Raw genomic sequence first — 21,496 nt, 5'->3', positions numbered from 1 at the left:
GTAACGGTCTATGTTGTCTCATTCTACATACTTACCCTGCTTGGGTACCGTATCTTCTTCAAAATGCATGTCGAGATGCCGGAGGGATTCATGTAACATCTCTCCGCTTAACACGTGTCCATGCCCTGTCACAACCATCCTCGGCTCCAGTTGTCTGATGCTCTGAACCGATTCATGTGCTGCCTCCCAGTCCGTTGTAAAGTACGCAGGAGGGCCGTGTAACTGTTTGTCCTGAAGCAGAACACTCCAGAGCGACTCCTGTTTGACCGAGACAATCGCATCACCTGCAATCAGTAATCGATCTGCCTCGCGGAACAAGGATATATGCCCCGGTGTATGACCTGGCGTATGAATCCAGTTCCAATCCTTTGCACCGGGCACCGTATGATTTTGGGGTAGACTAAATACCCGATCATCCAGATTAATCGCTTCGTTCGGATACGTAAATGACAACTGGGCCATCAGGCCTCCACCCACGGAAGGGTCTGCCGGAGGATAATTTTTCAAACCTGTGAGATAGGGTATTTCAAGTGGATGTGCGTACACCGGCACTCCCCAGAATTGCTCCAGTTCAATTACCGTTCCCACATGATCAAAATGACCATGCGTTAAAATAATGGCAGACGGCGGACCTTGAAAACGCTCGGTTGCCACATCAACAATGTGATTCGTGAATTTTGACATTCCTGTGTCCACAAGGACCCAGCTCCTGCTTCCCGGATTTCCAATGAACACGACATTCACAAAAAGGGTACGCAAGCTCAAAATATCAGGAGCAATTTCCTCAACGCTGGTCATTCCTGATGTAATCAGATTGTCAAATGCCATTCACGATTACCTCCCATCAGGCGAATTGTCTCTCTGGTTTAGTTCATCTCGTAGACTTCCCTTTTCTGGAACATCTATTCGGAATCTCAAAAATAAAAATAGACGGCGCACGCCCTCCTCAGGGCACACACCGTCTAGTATAGTCGGGTAACTTGGACAATAGAACAAGAACATTTACTTTACATTACATTAAGCGGGGTAAGCATCCAAGGCTGCATCCAGCAATTGATTGTATAAATCATCGTCATTTTCAAGCAACTCGTCCATTTTCAGCAGCTCTTCTTCGTCACCTGATTGTTCCGTGAAGTGCAGGCTGTAGTCCCAATCCTTGCCGTTCTTGCTCATAAACGTAATTTCATATACGGATTTATCACTATCTGTCTTAAACACCGTGCTTCCTACAAAACTTTTTTCATCCTCACGACGCATTGCTGCGCGAATAATTTCAATATTCACCTGTATACTCTCCTTTTAATCTTTCGTTTAAAGCCTCACTTCAATAAATCTTCGATTAAAACGTCCAAAAATCTCTCTTTTGGCGCTTTTCTCCAACTTTCTGGCAAAGCTGTTTGGTAATTATTATTGGTTAATTGTACAATATATATCGTAGCAACGTATACATTATTCAATGAAGGCCCTATGCTAAATCCTCATATAATTCAAAGAGGACTATAATAGACCGCCAGCTACGATATTCATATCACATTGGAGGAAAAAATAGCATGAACAATTTTGAATCAAATCTGCAACAATATGCTGAACTGGCTGTCAAAGTAGGTGTCAATGTCCACCCTGGCCAGACGTTAGTCGTAAATGCGCCAATCACGGCAGCTCATTTTGTACGATTGATCGTTAAGGCTGCGTACAACGCGGGTGCAAAACTGGTCAAAGTCAACTGGAGTGACGAGACGGTAACCCGCCTTCACTATGATCTAGCGCCGGATGAGGCATTCTCGATCGAACCCAAATGGTTTGCAGCTGAGATGACCGAACTTGTTGAAGAAGGTGCGGCTATCCTGCATGTCATCGCGGAAAATCCGGATCTGCTGAACGGAGTTGCACAGGAGCGCATCGTAACCAGCCAGAAAGTTCGCGGTAAAGCGCTGGAGAAATATCGTGCCTATCAAATGGCTGATAAGTTCAGCTGGTCCATCGTAGCTGTCCCTTCCCCTGAATGGGCTGCTAAAGTATTCCCGGATCTGCCTGAAGCGCAGCAAGTAGACCGTCTGTGGGATGTTATTTTCAAAACGGTACGAATTGGTGAAAAGGATGCTGTCGCTGAATGGAAAACTCACCTGCAAAATCTTGACTCCCGCGCAGATCTGCTGAACAGCAAAAAATATAAAAAACTTCACTACACCGCGCCAGGCACGGACTTGACGATCGAACTTCCCGAAGGTCACATCTGGGTATCCGGGGGCAGTGTAAACGAGCAAGGACATGTGTTTATTGCCAATATGCCTACAGAGGAAGTATTTACTGCACCGCTGAAAACCGGTGTGAACGGTACTGTTCGCAGCACAAAACCGCTTAGTTACGGTGGCAATCTGATTGACGGCTTCTCCCTCACATTTGAGAATGGACGCATTGTTGATTACACAGCTGAACAAGGGCTTGATGCACTAAAAAACCTTGTCGAAATGGATGAAGGCGCACATTATCTGGGTGAGGTTGCCCTTGTTCCACATCAATCTCCTATTTCGGACACAAACATATTGTTCTACAATACATTATTTGATGAGAATGCATCCAATCACTTGGCGATCGGAAATGCGTACGCTTTCTGTCTGGAAGGCGGCAAAACGATGTCCAAGGAAGAGTTGATCGAACATGGCATGAACTCCAGTCTGACGCATGTTGATTTCATGATCGGTTCCGGTGAGATGAACATCAACGGTGTAACTTCGGAAGGTGCGGAAGAACCGATCTTCGTAAATGGAAACTGGGCATTCTAATTAGCTCCATGCATAGAGAGGAGATTTCTCCTCTCTTTTCCTGTGTCTGAATTGTACTCACATTTAAGGGTTATGGAGGGACATTCGATGTTAAGTTTTGAACAAAAGCTGGATCGGTACGCTGAACTCGCTGTCAAAGTGGGGGCAAATGTGCAAACGGGGCAGATTTTTGTTATCAATGCCATGATTGACGCAGCACCACTTGTGCAACTACTGGTACGCAAAGGATATGAAGCCGGAGCCAAACAAGTTATCGTTAAATACTCCGATGAAACGGTCAACCGTCTTCGCTTTGAAATGGCTCCTGAGGAGTCCTTCGATGAACTTCCAAAGTGGCATGCGGCAGAGATGGAGGAACTCGCGGAGAATAATGCTGTTATTCTGACGATTCTATCTTCCAGCCCTGATCTGATGAAAGGCATTGATCCGTCTAGAATCTCGGCGAATCAGCGTTCCTTTGGTCAGGCGATGGCTAAATATCGTCAGTATCTGCAAGCTGATAAGATGAGCTGGACTGGCATTGCTTGCCCTTCAGCAGATTGGGCGGCCAAGGTATTCCCTGATCTCCCTCAAGCAGAACAGATGAATCAGCTCTGGGATGCGATATTTGCCGCGGTTCGCGCGGATGTTGAAGATCCGATTGCTGCGTGGGAACAACATATCGAACGACTGGAATCACGAGCCGTAGCGCTCAACAACAAAAAGTACCATGCACTGCATTACACCTCCCCGGGCACAGATCTCACGATAGAGCTTCCTGAAGGGCATATTTGGGCTCAGGCTGGCAGCGTAAACGAGCGAGGCACCCCTTTTGTAGCCAATATTCCTACGGAAGAAGTGTACACCGCTCCAGCAAAATACGGTGTGAACGGCACAGTGACGAGTACCAAACCGCTAAGTTACGGCGGTAGCATCATTGACCGGTTTACTCTCACATTTGAGAAGGGACGGATTGTGGACTTTCATGCAGAGGAAGGTCACGAAACGTTGGAACGTCTCATCTCCATGGATGAAGGTTCTCATTACCTTGGCGAAGTTGCGCTTGTACCGTTCCACTCTCCAATCTCGGAAAGCGGCATTCTGTATTATACAACGCTATATGATGAGAACGCTTCCTGTCATCTGGCAATCGGCAGCTCCTATGCTTCCAATATCGAAGGAGGCAAAACGATGTCTCCCGAGGAGCTTGCGGAACGCGGTATGAACTCCAGTATCACTCATGTTGATTTCATGATGGGTTCTCCCGAGACAGACATCTATGGCATTACAGCGAGTGGTGATCGTGAACCGATTTTCCTGAAAGGAAATTGGGCGTTTTAAAAAACTTGTGTGTAACGGCGATTTCAAAGTTTTAAATCAGCGTTACTTTAAATTAAACAGGCGATTTTGCTGTCATGGATTCCATGGTTTGCAAGATCGTCTGTTTTTTCTTTTTCAGCAAACGTCAAACAGGGTCAGAACTCCTTCTTTTCAGTACTTTAATCAGGTCTATCGGACATTGTAACGTTTCCATAATCTGTTGTAAAATGTAATGATACCAATGTTTGTGGACTGTTGACCAGAAAGGAGAACACCATGGCCAATCGGCTCCAGCTTTTACTCGCTTCAGATTTTCATCAATTAGGACCTGTACTTCAGGAAGAAGTCTATTATGAATACTATAATATGGTGTATGGATTAATCGTATATATCATCAAGGAACGTGCAGCGGCAGAAGATATTATTCAGGAAGCCTTTATTAAAATCATTAAAAATAAGCCCCTCTTCGAAGATGAGGTTAAACTTAAAGCCTGGCTCAAAGTAGTCACCCGGAATACCGCAATAAATTATTTGAGAAAAAATAAAAATAACCGTAACCAACTGGACTCGGACAATGTCTTTATAGATATAGAGACCATGAACCAGACGGCAGTCTCGGTGGAAAGCATGGTGGAGACACAGATGATGCAGGAGTCTATCGAGCATTATCTCTCCCAGTTGAAACCAGAATATCGCGTACTCGTTGAGTTACGGTGGAAAGAAGGCTTTTCTTATCGGGAAATCGCTGAGTTGTTGAACACGACTGAAGACATTGTTAAACAGCGTTTATTCCGGGCACGTGGCAGTATCAAGAAGAAATTACATAAGGAATGGGGTGGAAGCATTGAGCAAAGGCAAGCTAAATAAGCTTGAACAGCCATTGGATTCAGGTCTGGAAGACGAATATTTTGATGCGGCGTTTGAGCAGGCGTTTGATGAAGCTTTCCGGCATGCTGCCTCCGCCCCTTCTGCCTCCCGTACGGAATCCATGCATCATTCTTGGCAAAAGGTTCAAAAGGAGATCGAAAGAATTGGCGCACGTAAACGTAAAATGCGCACGTTTAAACTTTCAGGCATCGTAGCAGCGTCCGTAACCATTGGAGCGGTCCTATTCAGTCTGCCCTCGGGAACACAAGCCGTATCTCCTATTGTTCAATCGATCAAGAATTGGAGTAATGGCATGAAATCGATCATAGTTGAGGATAAGTCTGTCAATCTGAGTCCTGATCCCTCTACCGCCAAAACACCTCCTCCACCGGACCGTGAATCCAGCTTCGTTTCTCCGCATGAGGCTGCAAGCGCTCCTGCCTTCGAGCTCAGTAGTCACGTTTTCCGTTCAGTAGCTGTAACAGAAGAGATTGCTCGGGATGGATTTGTGGGAGAATTTATATTATCCAAGGCAATCCCTGCCCGGTTTAATAAGGTGAAATATGAACTCATGCTGGATACCGATAATCCGGTCAATCCTGATGACTATTACGAGTCCGAGGTGCTGAGGGTGAGATACTCCATCCAGGGCAAAAGTGATACGGACGAACTTATACAGTTTGATTATGAGTATATTAAGCCTGGACAGTCGATTGAGAGAACCCCGCTACAGAAAAGTGAAGCTGTGAAGCTCATCGATGGCAGCGAGGCGCTGGTATATGTAGGCCCACCATTTAATTCCATTCAGTGGATGACAGGTTCACTCAGCATGAGTCTGTTCGGATCAGTGACTGAAGAGGAAATGATCGCCATCGCCAATGATTTTCTGGAGCAGAACTCTCCTGCAAAATCAAATTAAATTAAAATAATACACTAGGTGAAGTGTATGTAGACTGATCGGATGTCGTTCCATCATTAGCTGTGTGAACACTAACGAGACGATAATAATAACCGGTAGTGATCTCCCAATCCGAATTGGATCGAAGTACATTTGTTTTGGTATCCGTTGAGGAGTTACCTGCAAAAGTTACCCAGGCCGTTCCAGTCCAGCGCTCCAAACGATAATTAACAGACAATGTCTTCATCTCTTTGTATGTCAATGTTACTGTCTTTGCGAGTGCATGAAGACCATCTCCACGTGTTAACGAATTTGTGGCCTCATAGATATGTACGGGTTTGGAAGCTCGTGATTGAACCGTGTATGCCTGATATTCGAGTGGCGGCGGAGCCGTTCGCGCTCCCGACGTCACGTTGATGATCGGACTTGCAACTGCGGACGATTCTGTAGGCAGAACAAGAATAACTGGCGCACTCAAAGCCAGAATCAGACTTACTTTCAAGATTGGCGTACAGCATATTTCTCTACATCGTTTAAGCATCTTCATTCCTCCCCAGCCTTGTTTTAATTTTTGGTGTAATCTATTAAACGGACGGAATGGATAACTGGTTTCAAAAAAATAAGGACGCCCGATTGTTCAATCGGCAGCGTCCTTTAATCATTTTCCAGATTAATAAAAACGGTGAAACCTAAATTAATCCATCTCGTATGATGAAGAATAGGCTTTTTCGGCGGAATCCATGCTCATTAAAACATCATCGTCTGATTACCTGATTCGAACGATTTGTTTATTCTCTATAGTATATACCTGATCAGCGACGTTCTCGACTAAACGGGTATCATGCGAGATGAAAACAATCGTGCCTGCATAACTTTTCATCAAATGCTCCAACGCTTCCATTGCAGGAAGATCAAGAAAATTACTCGGTTCGTCCATAAGCAAAATATTGTATCGGCCAAGAAGCACTTTCGCCAGCTGCAACTTCATGATCTCGCCGCCGCTTAATACCGCCAACGGCTTGCGCACATCATGCTGAGAAAATCCGAGAGATGCTAATACAGCTCGAATCTCCGACACCTGATAGTCACAGTTCTCCTGCATGAATTCCATGACGACCTGATGGCGGTCAAGTGTGTATGCATGTTGTGCAAGATAACCGATCTCTGCCCTAGGCGATATGATGATGCCCTGTTCACGGTTTAAGATCATGTTAAGCAACGTAGTTTTCCCTGCACCGTTCGCACCTGTCAGCGCGATCTTACCCCCAAGAGGAAATTGAAAAGATACGTCTTCCAAAATGACTGCATCACCAAATGTTTTATTCATCTCTTTTCCTATAATCGGAAATGGATTGTGAAGTCCTAACGCTTGACTCTGACGAAGGTGAATCGTACGATTCACCTCCGGTGCTTGGACATCACCCAACGCTTCAATGCGCTGTTCCATATTTTTGGCGGCTTGATGAAGTTTCTTCTGTTTACTCCCCACAGATTTCTGATGAGCAAGTCGCCCACCGTGATCAGAGTTATTTTTCCTTGCAGCCCCTTTCTCTTTCTGATCAATTTTCCGAGCCTGATTCCTTTTTTCAGACATCGCTTTTTCCAGTCGTTCTCGTTCATTCACATATTGCTGATACTGGATTTCCTGCTTTTTCTGAGTTTCATTCTTCTGCGCCAAGTAATCGGAATATCCACCCCAATACTCGGTAATCTTCCCATCCTTCAGTTCCCAAATTTTATCAACCACCTGATCAAGAAAATACCGATCATGACTGATAACCAGCAACGCTCCCGTATAAAAAGAGAGCTGATGAATCAAGAAATGGATTCCTTCTGAATCGAGATGGCTCGTGGGTTCATCTGCAAAAATACCGTGCACTGAACTGGACAAAGCCTTAGCAATTTTCAGTCTTGTTTCCTGTCCGCCGCTCATCTGATCAGCATCTATGCGGTTTATTCCTAGCTTACCCGCTAATGCATAATCCACTTCCCCCTGATCTCCGCCCTGCTCCATCTGCGGGATATAAGCAAAACTGCCGTTTCTCACCACTTTCCCATACGATTCGGGCATTTCACCTAGCAATACTCTTAACAACGTACTTTTACCTGCTCCATTGGCTCCAACCAGGCCAATTCGGTCGTATTCGTAAAGCTCCAAATGTTCAATATCTAATACTTCACGGCCTGAATATTCCACTACAATCTCTTTTGCTTTAATTAACAAACTCATTATAGGTTCCTCCTTCAAAAATCGCAGTTTTCACGCTCGCAGGATGACCTGCGATTTAAGAAGGGGATTATATAAAGAAATACCAATGCATATATCTCATGAGCCTTCTCTCCTTTTTTTGTTACGCATTTGGGATGTAATAAAAAATGCAGATCCAAGCCCACCGTGGACTTAAATCTGCATTACTCACGTGTAGAAGACACTTCGAATCAGCATAGCACAAATAAGCTACCTCATTCGAAACCTATGTCTCACCATACGTAAAATAAGCAAATCAAAAAAGCCCACGATTGTGGAAAAATCCGCTTTTTTGACCTGCTTATCGAAGACGCATGGAATGAGTCATAGGAACGAGCCTCCTCTTCTTTAATTGAATTGAATATTACCATGAGGTTCTTCATGCGTCAACCTGGAACAAAAACTTGTTCGAAAGCGATCAAAAAAGCCGCTAAATAGTAGCGGCTTACAAGTAAAGAACCTTTTGAACACTTTAAAGATACGTCGATATACTCAAAACATGGACTTCATGCTCACCGAGAAGCTACGCGCCCTCTTCTTCAACCAGCATTTCAAGCTTCATCACATGAACACGTGAGATTCGCTTGTGTTCTGTCTCCTCAATAATAAACAAATATCCATCATGTTCAACGGATTGCCCCACTTCAGGCGGAATCGCATCCACTCTGGAATATAACCAGCCGCCAATCGTATCATAATCCGTTCGATCCATCTCGATGCCGAATCGTTCACCAACTTCTTCAATCAGCATTAATCCGTCAATCGAGTATTCCATGTCATTCACTTGTTCAATGGTCGGACGCTCCTGATCGAATTCATCCTGAATCTCACCAACAATCTCTTCCATGATATCTTCAAGCGTGACCATACCGGAGGTTCCTCCGTATTCATCGATCAGAACAGCAATTTGTGTTTTGCTCCGCTGCATACGCTTGAGTAGATCACTAATTAACGTTGTGTCAGGCACAGCCAGAATCGGACGAATGACAGATATGGTGTCTGTTAACTGTGATCGCATCAGATCCTTAATGTGAATAAAGCCGATAATATGGTCCTTGTCTCCGTTATATACCGGATACCGGGTACGCATGCTTTCACTCGCAATCTCCATATTTTCCAGCATGGACTGATTGGCGTTGAGACAGATCATTTCCGTCCGCGGAATCATGATTTCACGGGCGGTTGTATCCGTAAAATCAAATATATTATCAACAAGTGCTAATTCAGTGTTATCAATTAAACCGCTCTTATTGCTTTCTTTCATGAGAATTCGTATTTCATCTTCACTATGCGCTTCGTCCAGTTCTGACGCAGGTGCCATCCGAAACAGTCTGAGCAAGGCATTCGCCATGCCGTTCAGCACCCAGATGAACGGATACATCAATTTGTAAAAGAACGTCAGCAGTGCCGCAGACCACAGTGTAATGGCCTCTGACTTGCGAATGGCCATCGTTTTGGGAGCCAGTTCACCCAGGACAATATGCAAAATCGTAATAATGACAAAGGCAATGACAATCGAAATGCCATGCACATATACCGGACCCAGTCCAAATGCCGTGAATACAGGCTCCAACAGTCGTGCAATGACGGGCTCTCCCAGCCATCCGAGTCCAAGTGAAGCCAAAGTAATGCCGAGCTGGCAAGCCGACAGATAAGCGTCCATATTACGTATAATGTTTGACGCGTATTTGGCATTTCGATTACCCGCTTCGACCAAAGCCTCAATTCGGCTGCTCCGCACCTTCACCATCGCAAATTCTGCCGAGACAAAGAAACCATTCATTAATACCAGTAAACCAATTAAAATCAAACTCATAATACTCGGTAAGGGGTCACTCAAATGTTCTTCCTATTTGCCGTGATTGTTCGGCAAATAGGTCCACCTCCTTCGAAAATGTAGGATATTAGCCATTCTGCCGTTCATATGCAATTTCAACTTCCCAATGCTTCCACCTCCTGCTGTTTGCGCCATAATAACATGGATATACTTCTTTTATTATATAATTCTACACTACACAGTCAATCCGTGTCCTATGACACCTAAAAGGCCAAATCGACACAATTCGTTTACAAAAGTAGCGATTTCACTGTTTTATTTACATTTACTAAACAAAAGAAAAAGGAAAACAGACTCTCATCGTCCAGTTCTCCCTCAACATGTTTGATATGACCTATCTCTTTGATTTCATACTTTCGATTTCACCTTGCCTCACATGCAACCCGCCCACCCAATATTCATCCTCTCTCAAACTACTCCAGTCGATTTCACCATTCAACGTCTGTACGCCCAGTTCCGTCAACGACATCACAGCATCATGAAATGCCTGATCATGCTGATTGAACATCGGAAAACTTGTCGCTCCTGTCATTCGAATGAGTGCATAGGGCCCTTCCGACATCCTTTTCAGATGAGCCCAGTATTCCAGATCACCCATACCGAGCACATGCAACTTGTCTCCTACCTTACGAAACAGGTCATGCGGACGATGAATACCCGATCTGATGGTTTCCAATGTTGTCTGTTCAATACTCCCCAAGCCATTGGTTACGGAAGGCAACCTGGACAGATGCGCCTCGAATGCAACTTTTGCAAATGGGAGTTCATTCATTCCGGACTTCAAGTATTCTTGATGCAACCGAATGTCAGATGAGCTGTACGCTTCCCAGAACTGTTTACCTGCCTGGAGTTCCTGTTTTTCAATGACATGCCAGTTGCCTGACAAACTTCCGATCTGCTTGGGAGTAAGCTGTCCCAGTCCTCTGAAATGCTCTACCTCGGGATACGAATCGATGCAAAGGAGATTCAGACGTATATTCTGTAGATCTTGTCCGCTAAAATAATGCAGCAAATAGGATAACATGGTTTGATCATAAAGGTCATACTCGAACCATAACACAATCTCTTGAAACTGCTGCAACGAACGAAGCTTCTCTTCTAATGCCTCAATATGCAGATACACCTTCTGAGGTATGCCCAGTTCTTCTTCCAATACAACAGCACGATGCTGACGTGCGCTTCTGTCTGCCATAGCTGTAGTTACAGGGCCATACGTGTACAATTCCCTCCAAACCAGAATCTCTCCTTGTATACCGCTCTCGCGCAAGCGATTGGCCGCATGATCCCCATTCATGATATGCAACATGCTTTTTCCTCCTTCATGAAGTTCATTGAACACGGATGCCAGATTTCGTATGGGCAGTGAACGCTTGAGTTTCGTTCGGGCATCAAACAGCCTTTTCTTTAATGCAGATACATTCACATCAAGAAAGTCCGATATTTCTTTGAGCGTGTAGCCTTGAAAGTAAAACAGATCAACTACAACTTGCATCGATGATGGCAGTTGGGCAATTGAACTGCGCAGCGTCTCCTGCAGCTCCTTCTGCATCGCCTGAGCTTCTGGATCACAGGTCTGATCTTCTTCACGGAATACAGTCTCTACTTCTTGTATGGGAACCACCGAATGCCGCTTGCGTCTGAGCCAGCGATAACATTGCCTTTCTACAATGATTTTGAACCATCCCGGAAAAGCTTCCGGCTTCTCCAATTTGGACAGATTGGCAAATGCTTCGGTAAACGCCTCCTGTACAACATCTTCTGCGCCATACGCATCCTGTAAGTGCTGATAGGCCACGGCAAGTGCCATTCCGCGAAAATGATTCACCAGTTGCTTATAAGCTTCCGGCTCTCCCTTTACTGCTCCTTCAATCCATGATTTCAATACCGCGGACTCCCTTCATCTGTCGTTCATTGCTGCCTGAATTTGTATATCTATTGCTTCACTTTTGTGTTCTCATATGTAAGTGCCTTGAACTATTGATTAGGTTACTTTATTTTCGACTACAAATGCAAAAGCTGCCCTGTCTGCAGATGTGCACTGCATTCAGGACAGCCCAAACTACCTTATGTGTTGTATAAAATGTTATATTGATGAAGGATTAACGTCTGCTTGGTGCTTGCGGATAGTTGCCAACAACGCCCGGATATTGATACAGCAGCGGCTCATCAAACGTTGCATAGTCGAAGTTAACCATCAGCAACATGATTCTTCTACCGGTTTTAGGATCACTGATAATGATGTGGTCACGTCCAGCTGCTTCGATAATCCCTTGGAAAATACGAGCATTCCATTCTTTGTTTCCTTCGTATGTCATATAGAATGTACCGAATTTACCCAGGTTCAAACGCAAAATATTTTCAATGTACGATTGCTCAAACTGCGGAGCTGTAGTCGAAACGACCGTTCCTGACGGTGTCATTGGGCTTCCGCTGGATACGAGTGGCGGTACGCTGGTGGAGCTAGGAGATACCATGCCAGGTGATACCATGCCAGGTGTTGGTGCCATCGACGGCATGCCATTACCGACTTTGTAAGATGTTCCCTGAACTTGAGAATTCGCTTGTGCCCCTAATACCGAATTTGCTTGTGCTCCCAATACGGAATTGGCTTGCTGACCCATAGTTTGAGTTGGTTGATAAGGTGTGTTAATCACGATAATTCCTCCCTGAATATGAAAATTGGTAATGGATTAATAGACGTCCGGACAGTCTTCACCTGTTGGACTAAAGAAACAATGCGCCTTGAAACGTCCCGTGTTGGGCTGGTTATACCACGTCGCCGGGCAATCTCCAACCGGCCTGAAAAACCATAATGAGTTACTTGCTGGCCAGAAACGTTCCCCGTTAATGACCCGTTGTGCCAGCCGAATCTCGGATTGTCTAGCACGCTGGTAGAAGTATCCCTTCTGCGTGGATTCAAAGCCCCCCGGATTCTGAAAGACCATGCGGTTCATATCACGAATGTCGCCAAAATCCAGACAGTCTGCCAGCACACGATTCACGCCAACATTGCCTACCAGCAACATGCCTTGATCCCCATCACCCTCGGCCTCTGCCCTCATCAGTCTCGCCAAGAGCTTGACGTCTTCCGAGTTGGTCTTAATTACTGCCATCGCCTGTTCCCTCCCTTGTAGCAGCTGTTCATCACCGTACATCGTATTGTGCAGGAGCCTATTCGGTGACACTATTCCAGATTTTTTCCATAAAAAAAGACCGGAACCTCACGCAAGGTGAAGTCCCAAAGCCTTTTTCTAACACAAATTAATTTTGCTATGCTTCTGAATACCGTTAAGGTTTGGCTTCAATCCAGTAATCATAGGCATGGACCAGATTGCCTTTGTAGGCCTTGTATTTAGAGAGCAGGTCTGGCAGTTTGCTCAGCTGACTCTCCATATCCTCGGCTCCTTTTTCGTGAAATGAAATATGTGTACCTTCAAAATTTTCTTTCATTTCGACGGAAATGAGCAGTGATTTACCGAGACGGTCTGCTATTTCCATTTCCTGACTCACAACTGCAGCGATCCCGTTGGAGCCTTCTGCGGTGTTACGGAATGCCATTAGAGACACATGATCAAGCGTATCAATCATGAACTCGGTCACAGAGATATCCTTGCCTGGCAGCGGGTAGGTATCCAGCCACACCGCAAGATCCGCACTGGTTTCAAGGTTACTGTCCTTCTTCGTTTCTTCTTGGAAATAGGCGATATTCGATGCCCACTCGGTCAGCAGTGTATTTCGGTTCGCCTCCCATTCGGGCAGCGTATACGGCTCGATATCCAGATGGATGCCCTCGAACCGCTCGTCCGGTTCCACTTCAGCATTATAGTTTTTCACATAATCGATCAGCCGTTTGATCCGAGGACGATTCTCCTTTTTGCCCCAGATCGGATGTCCACCCATCGCATGAACTTCGATTCCCTGGGCTTTCGCTCTTTTCACAAAACTGCGGTAACTGGAGTAGGGCTGATCCAGATCAAGCCGCACGTATAACCAGTTGATCTTTTGCTGCTTGGAAAAAGCCAGAATGTGATCGCCGCCATCGTCCGTCACTTGTGAAGCCTCCCAGATATAGGTGCCGCGAATTTCAGGTGCACTTGCAGGCGGGTTTACTGGTTTTTCTGGTAGTGGCGGTTCTTCTGGCTCCAGTTTCCCCCAATACGTCAAATCATGTACAGCTGAACCGGCATAGGACTTATGTTCCCGGAATGCAGTTGCAACCTCTTGGAGTGCGTTCTCCAGCTGTGCGGAGCCTTTGCCAGCAAAACTGGTAAACTCTTCACCAGGCATCGGCTTGGTGTTTACTCCCACGGTAACGCTAGTCCCGCTCTTGTCTGCCCACTGCATCTCCTGTTCAATTAAACGAATAATGCCGTTACTTCCTTGTGCATTATCCCGGTAAGCAAGCAGGGTCACATGGTCTACATTTTGAATAAACCAGTGTGACAATGCTTCGTTATCTGCATCATCAATTATACGATCGCCTTTGACCGTGTATGAATCGAGCCAGAAAGGCAGATCGACATGCACCGCTGTTCCGCCATCCTGTTTGGCCTGATTTAGAACCATTTTCATATTACTGATCCAGGATTGCACTAAGGGTTTGGCGTCTTCCTTCCATGCAGGCAGCACGTATGGTTTAACATCCAGATGGATTGCATCAAAGCGTTCGCCAGTTTCCACAGCCTGATTGTAATCCTGTACCCATGAAGTGAATCGAACCATAGGGCCCTCGCGTCCTTGAACACCCCAGGAGGGATCGCCGCCCAATGCCTCAATAGCAATACCTTCACGACCCGCTTTGGCAATAAATGCTCGATACACCTCTTTGGATATGGTCATGTCCACGTTTACATACAGTCGGTTAATCTTATGTTTAGCTGCATTCTCCAGCAGCTCATCTCCTGCACTCTTAACAGACTGTGCCTGCCATACCCAGGCTGCTCGTATATCCACATCTTCTGCTGTAGCAGGTGACTTGATCCCGATCATTATCATTCCTCCGATCAGTAATAACAGCCAAAACACTTTCCGGGACGTTTTCCCGAACATACACTCCCTCCATTCCTGTTCTGTTGTAAAATCACATTCATTATAGCAACCGACTTATCAAAAACAAATAAGCCCAAGTGCTTAACTTGGGCTTATTTCAGCTTCCACTAGCTTCGAAAGACCGGCTTCGGGTCGACGTCCCGGTTCTAGTCCTCATATATCATTTTTCGAGTCATGCCACCGTCAACTACGAGATTAGTCCCTGTGACAAAGGTATTAGCAGGGTCGGACAAATACAGACAGGCCCTTGAAATATCCGATGGCACGCCAACCCGGCCGGATGGATGTTGCTCATGGTCTTCTGCTTTAAGTTTGGACACGTCTCCAGTCTCAATCCAGCCGGGACTGATACAATTGACCCGAATTTGGTCTTTACCGAGTGAGACTGCCATCGCATGTGTCAGCGCTGTAATTGCACCTTTCGATGCGGCATATGCCTCGCTATTCGGCTCAGACATTCGTGCACGAGTCGAAGCCATATTTACGATGGCGCCGCCATGTTCATTTTTTTTCATATGCCGGGCCGCTTCCCGACTTGCCAGAAAACAGCTCCTCACATTTGTATTGAGCACATCGTCCCATTCGTCCACTGTTAGCTCATAGGGCGATTTCCACCTAGACACTCCAGCGTTATTCACCAGTACGTCAACCTGCTTGAACTCTTTCACTGTGGTATCGAATAACTGCTGAATATCTTGCTCCTTCCGCACATCACACTGCACAAAGATAGCTTCGCCGCCCTCATTGCGTATCGAAGCCGCCGCCGCCGCTCCCTCGGCTTCCTGAACATCGGCAAGCACGACTTTAGCCCCGGCAACCGCATAAGCTTCTGCCACACTTCGTCCAATTCCCTGAGCAGCTCCCGTGACAACAACAACCTGATCTGTAAGTGACATGACCATATTCCTCCTCTGATAAGACCTCTGTGTTTAATATAGTTGTTTGTTCAGTCTGGTTATGGCTATAGTTTATTACATTACTTATCGATTTCCATTAGCCCCATACCTATATACAAACACGATCTTCCTTTAAGAAACGCTTGTCCAGCAAACGATGGAAAAAAGCTCGCGTCATCAGGCGCAAGCGGTTCAATGTGAAGCACAGAGATTTGGAAACCTCGCTGGATTGGCAGCATCTATTCGTTTAATTATGCCAATTGGGTGATGACCAGATGCGCCGATACAGGTCTGGTTCCGCCTGCCAACGGAGTAATTGTCAATGCAGTAGCGTTACCTGCCGGATTTCGCACGGTGAGGATCGAATTAATGACGGTGGTCTGTACCAGAGCGATACCGACAATCTGAGAGGTTCCCGTTGCTCTCCCGACGACAGTAGCAGCCAAGTCTGCTCCATTGAGCGTTAGAATAAGCTGACCCGCTTCATCAATACTTACTTGGAATAAAATCTGGTACGTACCAATCGCTGCCAAATTGAATGAGCTGACACCTGTGCGTGCAATTGTAGTTCCACTTGTAGGGCCATCCTGTGGAAAGCTGACATCCGTACCCGGGGCAACTGTGGTCGCATTGTCAGGTGGCATCAGTGCAAAAAAGTCTGCGAAGCCCAGCACACCCCCGGTTGCTCCAGTGGCACCTGTCGCCCCAGTTGGACCTGCTGCTCCGGCGGCACCTGCCACACCTGTCGCCCCAGTTGGACCTGCTGCTCCGGCGGCCCCTGCCGCACCTGTCGCCCCAGTTGGACCTGCTGCTCCGGCTGCTCCCGCGGCACCTGTCGCTCCAGTTGGACCTGCTGCTCCGGCTGCTCCCGCGGCACCTGTCGCTCCAGTTGGACCTGCCGCTCCGGCGGCACCTGTCGCCCCAGTTGGACCTGGGACACCTTGGGGTCCGATTGCACCAGCGGGTCCTGGATTCCCTTGCGGGCCTTGAGGCCCCACACTGCCAGCTTCTCCTGGAATTCCTTGTGCCCCTGCGGGACCAGCAGGCCCTACAGGACCTTGGGCACCAACCGCGCCGGGAGGACCAGGCTGTCCTTGCGGACCTTGTGGTCCAGGTGGGCCACCCGCTGGTCCCGTTGGGCCGGTAGCTCCCTGAGTACCACGATTTCCCTGAATACCTTGAATTCCCGGTATACCCTGAAGGCCTTGCGCCCCTGTTGGCCCAATAACTGTAGGCGTCGAGATATTCACTTCAGGCGGAGGGCATTTTACCTGCACTATTTTTCTGATAATCTTCTTTCTGCGCCCATTTTTTTTGACTTTACATTTGACTTTACAAGGGTAGACAACTCCCTTTTTTTTCTTCCAACGTTTCTTCATTTCTGGATGACTCACCGTCTGGACACCTCCCTATAGACATAGTTTAACCTACGTATAAAGATGAACAGATGCGTGGACGATCAACCATTTCAATTAAAAATCTAGCGGATTTTTAGAAATGAAACAGACCATTGTACAGAGGAAGCCCATATGTTGGATATGATCTGGTCGTGACCAATAATGAAGGCGAGCCTGAGATATTCGATTATTTGCTAGAGTAAAAGGCTGGGCAAAACCCGGCCTCTCCTCATCAAACCGTACGTGAGGTTTTCCCTCATACGGCTTTCCGATGTTTGTCATTCATGGGCATGCAGATTACAATAGCGTTTTTAATTCATATTGACTGGCGATGTACTTCACCTCGGCTATTGAACCTATCCATTTTTTGCGTTGTCTCTTCTTCGCGTACCACCGGGTTAACCGTTGCAACATATACCAGTCCAGCTTCGCTAATCTCTTTTGGCTGTAGGAGCGGTAGACTTTGCCGTACAGAGCATGAAATTTACGCTTCTTGTTCTCCTTGGCCACATGACCTAGCTTTTCTTGGAGTTGTTGAACTTTTTCCTTTGGTGTTGTTAGCCGGTTGGCATTCACTCACTCGTACCTCCTCCAAAAGCATAAACAAAGCAGGGCTCCTTCCCTCCCCAAGGTTATGTTGTCCTTGGGTTCTTCGGTACTATGAGCCCCTCGGACTCCCTTCCCACAGACGTTTCACTTCGTCTTTTGGACTTATAGAGCGTCTCTTTACGGGGGTTAAAAAAAAATCCCGTGTGGGGGAGGGTCTCCCCAGTTCACTGCATCCTCTTTCAGACCATGCCGCTCCCTTTACGCCGGAGGATTCTTCGCTGTCGCTCCAAGTTCCAAACAGTTTCCTTGGCCTTCGTCGATATGAGCGCGACTCGGCTTCCTCTTGTCCCTCTTGCGAGGCCTTTTTGACGACGCGGCAGAATTCACTTGATGTTACAGCCTGGCATGTCGCTCGCCCTGTCTCTGACAGGTACTTTTGTCGATATGCTTTTACGCACAGATTTCGCCATACGCAAATATCCTAGCTACGCAGGGGCTTGGCCCCTCCTGCGACCGGACTTTCACCGGCTAGAAGATGCGTGCTTTGCTGGGCACGCCTCACAAAAAAAGCTCACGCCACTTGGGCGCAAGCTGCTCCATATTTCAACCTAATTTAACCTCGCAGACGTTCAGTGTACAGCCGATTCGTGCGTTCAAATCCAATATACCGGGTTCCCTTGAAGGAGAGCCGTCCTTCATCCCCCTCCGCACACATACCATATTCTTCGCCATTCACTTTGAATTCCAAGCGGTCACCGCTCTCTACTTCAAAAGTGACGTAATAGAACGTTCGTGCGGCAGTCGTGGTGCCGGATTCGGAAGGCGGCTGGCTCATCTTTACCCGTCTGCTGGTGATGCGAGAGTGTACAGTCAGCAGAGGCTCCGCATTGTTGCGCCCCCACCTCCATACTTCTTTGCCCATCGATAACAGCACGATACTCAGAATCAGGACAAATGCCAACGGAAAGACGGTTCCAAACAAATCAAACATCCAGGATGATTCAATGCCCATGTCTCTCCCCTCCGTTCATACTTCGGACAGCCAGAGTCTTGACCCGTCTTCTGTAATGTATATGCGGACGAACACAGAACTTGTTAACCTGATGAAATATTTAGATCGTATATCTTAGGCAGAAAACCGATTTTATTTTGAAAATACTTAGCAATCCTTTAACCTTTCTATAGGGTAATATATTACGCAGTTTTAGTTAGAGAATCAGGCTGCGGCTCAATCACAATATAGGAGTTACGGCTGAAAGGAAGCCATGTGTTCCATAACGACTCCAGTTCAGTTACACTCATCTTTCGATTGTACTGTGCTTCATCACAATTCCGCTTGAAATCCAGTGACTCTGCCAGATAAAAATGAGTTTCATCATACCCGACAACAGGCACAAAGTGCAAAAATCGCCGGTCCGAATGAACCCTGATGAACAAAATAACAGGTACGCCACGGCTAATCTGCCTCTTTAACGTAGTGACATTACCACGCAAATACGTTGCGGGGTACCCGAGTTTTTTGAAAAAAACAATTATCGCTTTTGGATAAAAGGTGCCATCCAGTAATTTGCGCGGATACCTCCGATACAGCTCATTTCCTTCTGACTCCATGCCGAAATGCCTTAACACATATGCACTGGAAAATGCCGCGCATTCGACGTTCTTCTGTACCTCTGTCTTATTCGGAGTCCGGATAAAGTATGTGGAGGGCACTTTGACACTGTATATATCATCCTTCTTCGGTAGGCTGTAATAGCGATAAATTAACCAGAAGACTATTAGCCATAAAAAAATATTGGATATCATGTCGAAACTTCCTCCTGCCAATCTCTGGAAAGTAAGCTGTAGGTCACAATGTTCTCATAATGATCATATAACCACTGAGCCTGTCTGGATGTGCCTTCGTTTATAAATCCGATCTTCTCAGGGATGGCTCTGCTTTTAAGGTTATTCTCTGCGCATTGAATCATAATTCGGTTTAACTTCAATTCATTAAATAAATATGTACTCAATTTTTGAATGGAGGTTGTAATGATGCCCTTCCCTTGAGACGATTCCGATAGGAAATATCCTATGCTCGTCGCTTTGTTTTTCCAATCGATATAGTGCAAACCCAGCATGCCCACCAACTCTTGGTTTAACCATATTCCTGCATCGAAACCATTTCTTTCTTCGTAGTTACGTGTCCACATTTCAATGACCGTATCCAAATCCTCAGGAGATTGTCGTTTATCAACCCACAACAGCCACTCTCTTAGAATCACCCGGTTCTCATCAATTAAGGAGTATAGTTCATCTCGATCTTGGTATTGTATCAGCTTTAACTGAATAGAATCATTGACTTGAAAAGGAAGCATGCAATCCCTCCAATCATCCATATATGTTACGTCCTGAATATTTTCGTAGTCCAGACATCCGAATTTTCTACCAGTTCGCTCTGACCCACTGCTCAATCTGTTTCGCAGCTTCCTCGGAAGACAGATCCGTAGTATCCACCGTCGGCATCGCCGGGTCAAAGGCCTTATCCGCATGCTGCAACAGCCAGTTCGCAAAATTACGATGATCTTCAATCGCATTTTCGTCCCAGCCCCGTGCTTGCAACCGTGTCTCACGCGTTGCATCATCACAGTGCAGGTTTATGTAAAGAATACGGTCAAATCGTTCGATATAGTTCGAGGATGCAATATTTTCGGGTACCATCGTGCCACATAAAATGGTGCCTCTTCCGCTTAACGAGATGCTATAAGCAACACGCAGCCAGTTCTCTTTGGCAATCTGCCAATCAACGTTGTCAATGATATCCATATCAAAGACATCAAATTCAGGCAATAGCTTGCGAACATGCGATGATACCGTTGTTTTTCCCGTACCGCTCGCACCTGTGATAACAAATAAAGGTAGTTTACTCATTAGAATAATCCTCCTGTTGTGTTTTATAAACTCTAATCTTGCTGAATATCTCTAGACTTCCATTCCGCCGCCCTTAATCCGTACATCACTCGGTGTAGAAATCTCCCATTCAAAAACTCATAATCTCGCAGCTCGCCTTCACGTTGAAAACCTAGCTTCTCAGGTATAGCACGACTTCTCCGATTTTCAGTTGCTGCACCAATCTCCACTTTATTCAAGCCAAGCTGCTCAAATGCATGCTCAATAAGTACGTTAACTGCTTTCGTGATAAGTCCATTTCCCTCGTATTCCTGGCCCAGCCAATAACCAATCTCAGCCTTCCTGTTTCCAAGGTCAATGTCACAATATCCAATCGAACCAGCCAGATCACCTTGAAACCAAATCCCTAACCAGTATCCTTCCTCCTGCGCATAGCGTAGACGGGTGCGTTTGATAAAACCTGCTGAATCTTCTTCAGTCAAAGTCATGTCTGGAATTCTGAGCCAGGCTCCGAGATGTTCCCGGTTTCGATCAATTAATCGAAATAACGCTGCTGCGTCATTGGATGTAAAAAGCGAAAGGTACGCTGTATCTGTTCTATCTAAGGCATGTTTAAACATAATCAATCCTCCCGGAGGTTTATTCTAAAGCCTCCTTAATCTGCTGCCAGCCAGCTTCAAATCTTAGATCGGTCTATATTCCCCTTGAAAATGGAATTGGTAGTCATTGCAGCCCTTCAACAATCTTGTGCGTCATTCGACTCGCAAAAGCAAAGTAACAACCA

Annotated in this window: 21 protein-coding genes; 4 read left to right on the top strand and 17 right to left on the bottom strand. The window is 46.2% G+C overall.

The window, feature by feature from the left end; all coding sequences use genetic code 11:
* Positions 1-18 precede the first annotated feature (18 nt).
* Positions 19-828: an MBL fold metallo-hydrolase gene (locus tag ABIE27_RS09975; RefSeq protein ID WP_123066510.1), complete on the bottom strand. Its 810-nt coding sequence runs from the start codon at positions 826-828 to the stop codon at positions 19-21.
* A gap of 189 nt (positions 829-1,017) precedes the next feature.
* Positions 1,018-1,284, bottom strand: a complete 267-nt coding sequence (locus ABIE27_RS09970) for a hypothetical protein (RefSeq protein ID WP_192895150.1) — start codon at positions 1,282-1,284, stop codon at positions 1,018-1,020.
* A 266-nt stretch (positions 1,285-1,550) separates the two neighbouring features.
* Here ABIE27_RS09970 and ABIE27_RS09965 point away from each other — a divergent pair, with 266 nt between their 5' ends.
* The 4 genes from ABIE27_RS09965 (at position 1,551) to ABIE27_RS09950 (ending at position 5,868) form a co-directional block, all read left to right on the top strand.
* Positions 1,551-2,783 carry an aminopeptidase gene (locus tag ABIE27_RS09965; protein WP_123066511.1) on the top strand — a complete coding sequence of 411 codons (1,233 nt, stop codon included), beginning with the start codon at positions 1,551-1,553 and terminating at the stop codon, positions 2,781-2,783.
* A gap of 87 nt (positions 2,784-2,870) precedes the next feature.
* Complete coding sequence (locus ABIE27_RS09960) at positions 2,871-4,103, top strand: aminopeptidase (RefSeq protein ID WP_429350465.1); 1,233 nt, start codon at positions 2,871-2,873, stop codon at positions 4,101-4,103.
* Between the two features lie 255 nt (positions 4,104-4,358).
* Positions 4,359-4,949: an RNA polymerase sigma factor gene (locus tag ABIE27_RS09955; protein ID WP_429350464.1), complete on the top strand. Its 591-nt coding sequence runs from the start codon at positions 4,359-4,361 to the stop codon at positions 4,947-4,949.
* The gene (locus ABIE27_RS09950) at positions 4,927-5,868 is read left to right on the top strand and encodes a hypothetical protein (protein WP_429350463.1); all 942 of its coding nucleotides are present in this window, start codon (positions 4,927-4,929) and stop codon (positions 5,866-5,868) included. Before ABIE27_RS09955 ends, ABIE27_RS09950 begins: the two co-directional genes overlap by 23 nt.
* A 1-nt stretch (position 5,869) precedes the next feature.
* Here the strand turns inward: ABIE27_RS09950 and ABIE27_RS09945 are convergent, their stop codons facing one another.
* The 15 genes from ABIE27_RS09945 to ABIE27_RS09875 all read right to left on the bottom strand — a co-directional run bounded on the left by ABIE27_RS09945 (position 5,870) and on the right by ABIE27_RS09875 (position 21,332).
* Positions 5,870-6,388 carry a hypothetical protein gene (locus tag ABIE27_RS09945; RefSeq protein ID WP_123066515.1) on the bottom strand — a complete coding sequence of 173 codons (519 nt, stop codon included), beginning with the start codon at positions 6,386-6,388 and terminating at the stop codon, positions 5,870-5,872.
* A 225-nt stretch (positions 6,389-6,613) separates the two neighbouring features.
* Positions 6,614-8,077 carry an Msr family ABC-F type ribosomal protection protein gene (locus tag ABIE27_RS09940; RefSeq protein ID WP_429350462.1) on the bottom strand — a complete coding sequence of 488 codons (1,464 nt, stop codon included), beginning with the start codon at positions 8,075-8,077 and terminating at the stop codon, positions 6,614-6,616.
* Between the two features lie 541 nt (positions 8,078-8,618).
* Positions 8,619-9,911: a hemolysin family protein gene (locus ABIE27_RS09935; protein WP_429350461.1), complete on the bottom strand. Its 1,293-nt coding sequence runs from the start codon at positions 9,909-9,911 to the stop codon at positions 8,619-8,621.
* Positions 9,912-10,266: 355 nt separating this feature from the next.
* The gene (locus tag ABIE27_RS09930) at positions 10,267-11,814 is read right to left on the bottom strand and encodes a sigma-70 family RNA polymerase sigma factor (RefSeq protein WP_429350460.1); all 1,548 of its coding nucleotides are present in this window, start codon (positions 11,812-11,814) and stop codon (positions 10,267-10,269) included.
* 217 nt (positions 11,815-12,031) lie between these two features.
* Entirely contained in the window at positions 12,032-12,448 is a 417-nt protein-coding gene (gerQ, locus tag ABIE27_RS09925; RefSeq protein WP_429350506.1) for a spore coat protein GerQ, read from the bottom strand.
* Positions 12,449-12,622: 174 nt separating this feature from the next.
* Positions 12,623-13,045 (bottom strand): cell wall hydrolase, encoded by a 423-nt coding sequence (locus ABIE27_RS09920; protein ID WP_123066520.1) that lies wholly within the window; start codon positions 13,043-13,045, stop codon positions 12,623-12,625.
* A 175-nt stretch (positions 13,046-13,220) separates the two neighbouring features.
* The gene (locus ABIE27_RS09915) at positions 13,221-14,981 is read right to left on the bottom strand and encodes a hypothetical protein (protein ID WP_123066521.1); all 1,761 of its coding nucleotides are present in this window, start codon (positions 14,979-14,981) and stop codon (positions 13,221-13,223) included.
* Between the two features lie 146 nt (positions 14,982-15,127).
* Positions 15,128-15,877, bottom strand: coding sequence for an SDR family NAD(P)-dependent oxidoreductase (locus ABIE27_RS09910; RefSeq protein WP_123066522.1), 750 nt, complete (start codon positions 15,875-15,877; stop codon positions 15,128-15,130).
* A 251-nt stretch (positions 15,878-16,128) separates the two neighbouring features.
* Positions 16,129-17,127: a collagen-like protein gene (locus ABIE27_RS09905; protein WP_429350459.1), complete on the bottom strand. Its 999-nt coding sequence runs from the start codon at positions 17,125-17,127 to the stop codon at positions 16,129-16,131.
* A gap of 444 nt (positions 17,128-17,571) precedes the next feature.
* Complete coding sequence (locus tag ABIE27_RS09900) at positions 17,572-17,850, bottom strand: hypothetical protein (protein WP_429350458.1); 279 nt, start codon at positions 17,848-17,850, stop codon at positions 17,572-17,574.
* Between the two features lie 586 nt (positions 17,851-18,436).
* Entirely contained in the window at positions 18,437-18,835 is a 399-nt protein-coding gene (locus ABIE27_RS09895; RefSeq protein WP_123065652.1) for a DUF2500 domain-containing protein, read from the bottom strand.
* 182 nt (positions 18,836-19,017) lie between these two features.
* Entirely contained in the window at positions 19,018-19,629 is a 612-nt protein-coding gene (locus ABIE27_RS09890) for a C39 family peptidase (protein WP_123065653.1), read from the bottom strand.
* Positions 19,626-20,180 carry a GNAT family N-acetyltransferase gene (locus ABIE27_RS09885; RefSeq protein WP_123065654.1) on the bottom strand — a complete coding sequence of 185 codons (555 nt, stop codon included), beginning with the start codon at positions 20,178-20,180 and terminating at the stop codon, positions 19,626-19,628. The genes ABIE27_RS09890 and ABIE27_RS09885 overlap by 4 nt, the downstream gene beginning before the upstream one ends.
* A gap of 67 nt (positions 20,181-20,247) precedes the next feature.
* Positions 20,248-20,733, bottom strand: coding sequence for an AAA family ATPase (locus tag ABIE27_RS09880; RefSeq protein ID WP_123065655.1), 486 nt, complete (start codon positions 20,731-20,733; stop codon positions 20,248-20,250).
* Positions 20,734-20,765: 32 nt separating this feature from the next.
* The gene (locus tag ABIE27_RS09875) at positions 20,766-21,332 is read right to left on the bottom strand and encodes a GNAT family N-acetyltransferase (protein WP_123065656.1); all 567 of its coding nucleotides are present in this window, start codon (positions 21,330-21,332) and stop codon (positions 20,766-20,768) included.
* Positions 21,333-21,496: the final 164 nt, after the last annotated feature.

Source organism: Paenibacillus sp. 4624, assembly GCF_050435065.1.
GTDB classification, from domain to species: Bacteria; Bacillota; Bacilli; order Paenibacillales; family Paenibacillaceae; genus Paenibacillus; species Paenibacillus amylolyticus_D.
Note: the sequence above shows the minus strand (reverse complement) of the source record. Positions and strands in the feature narration are given on the sequence as shown.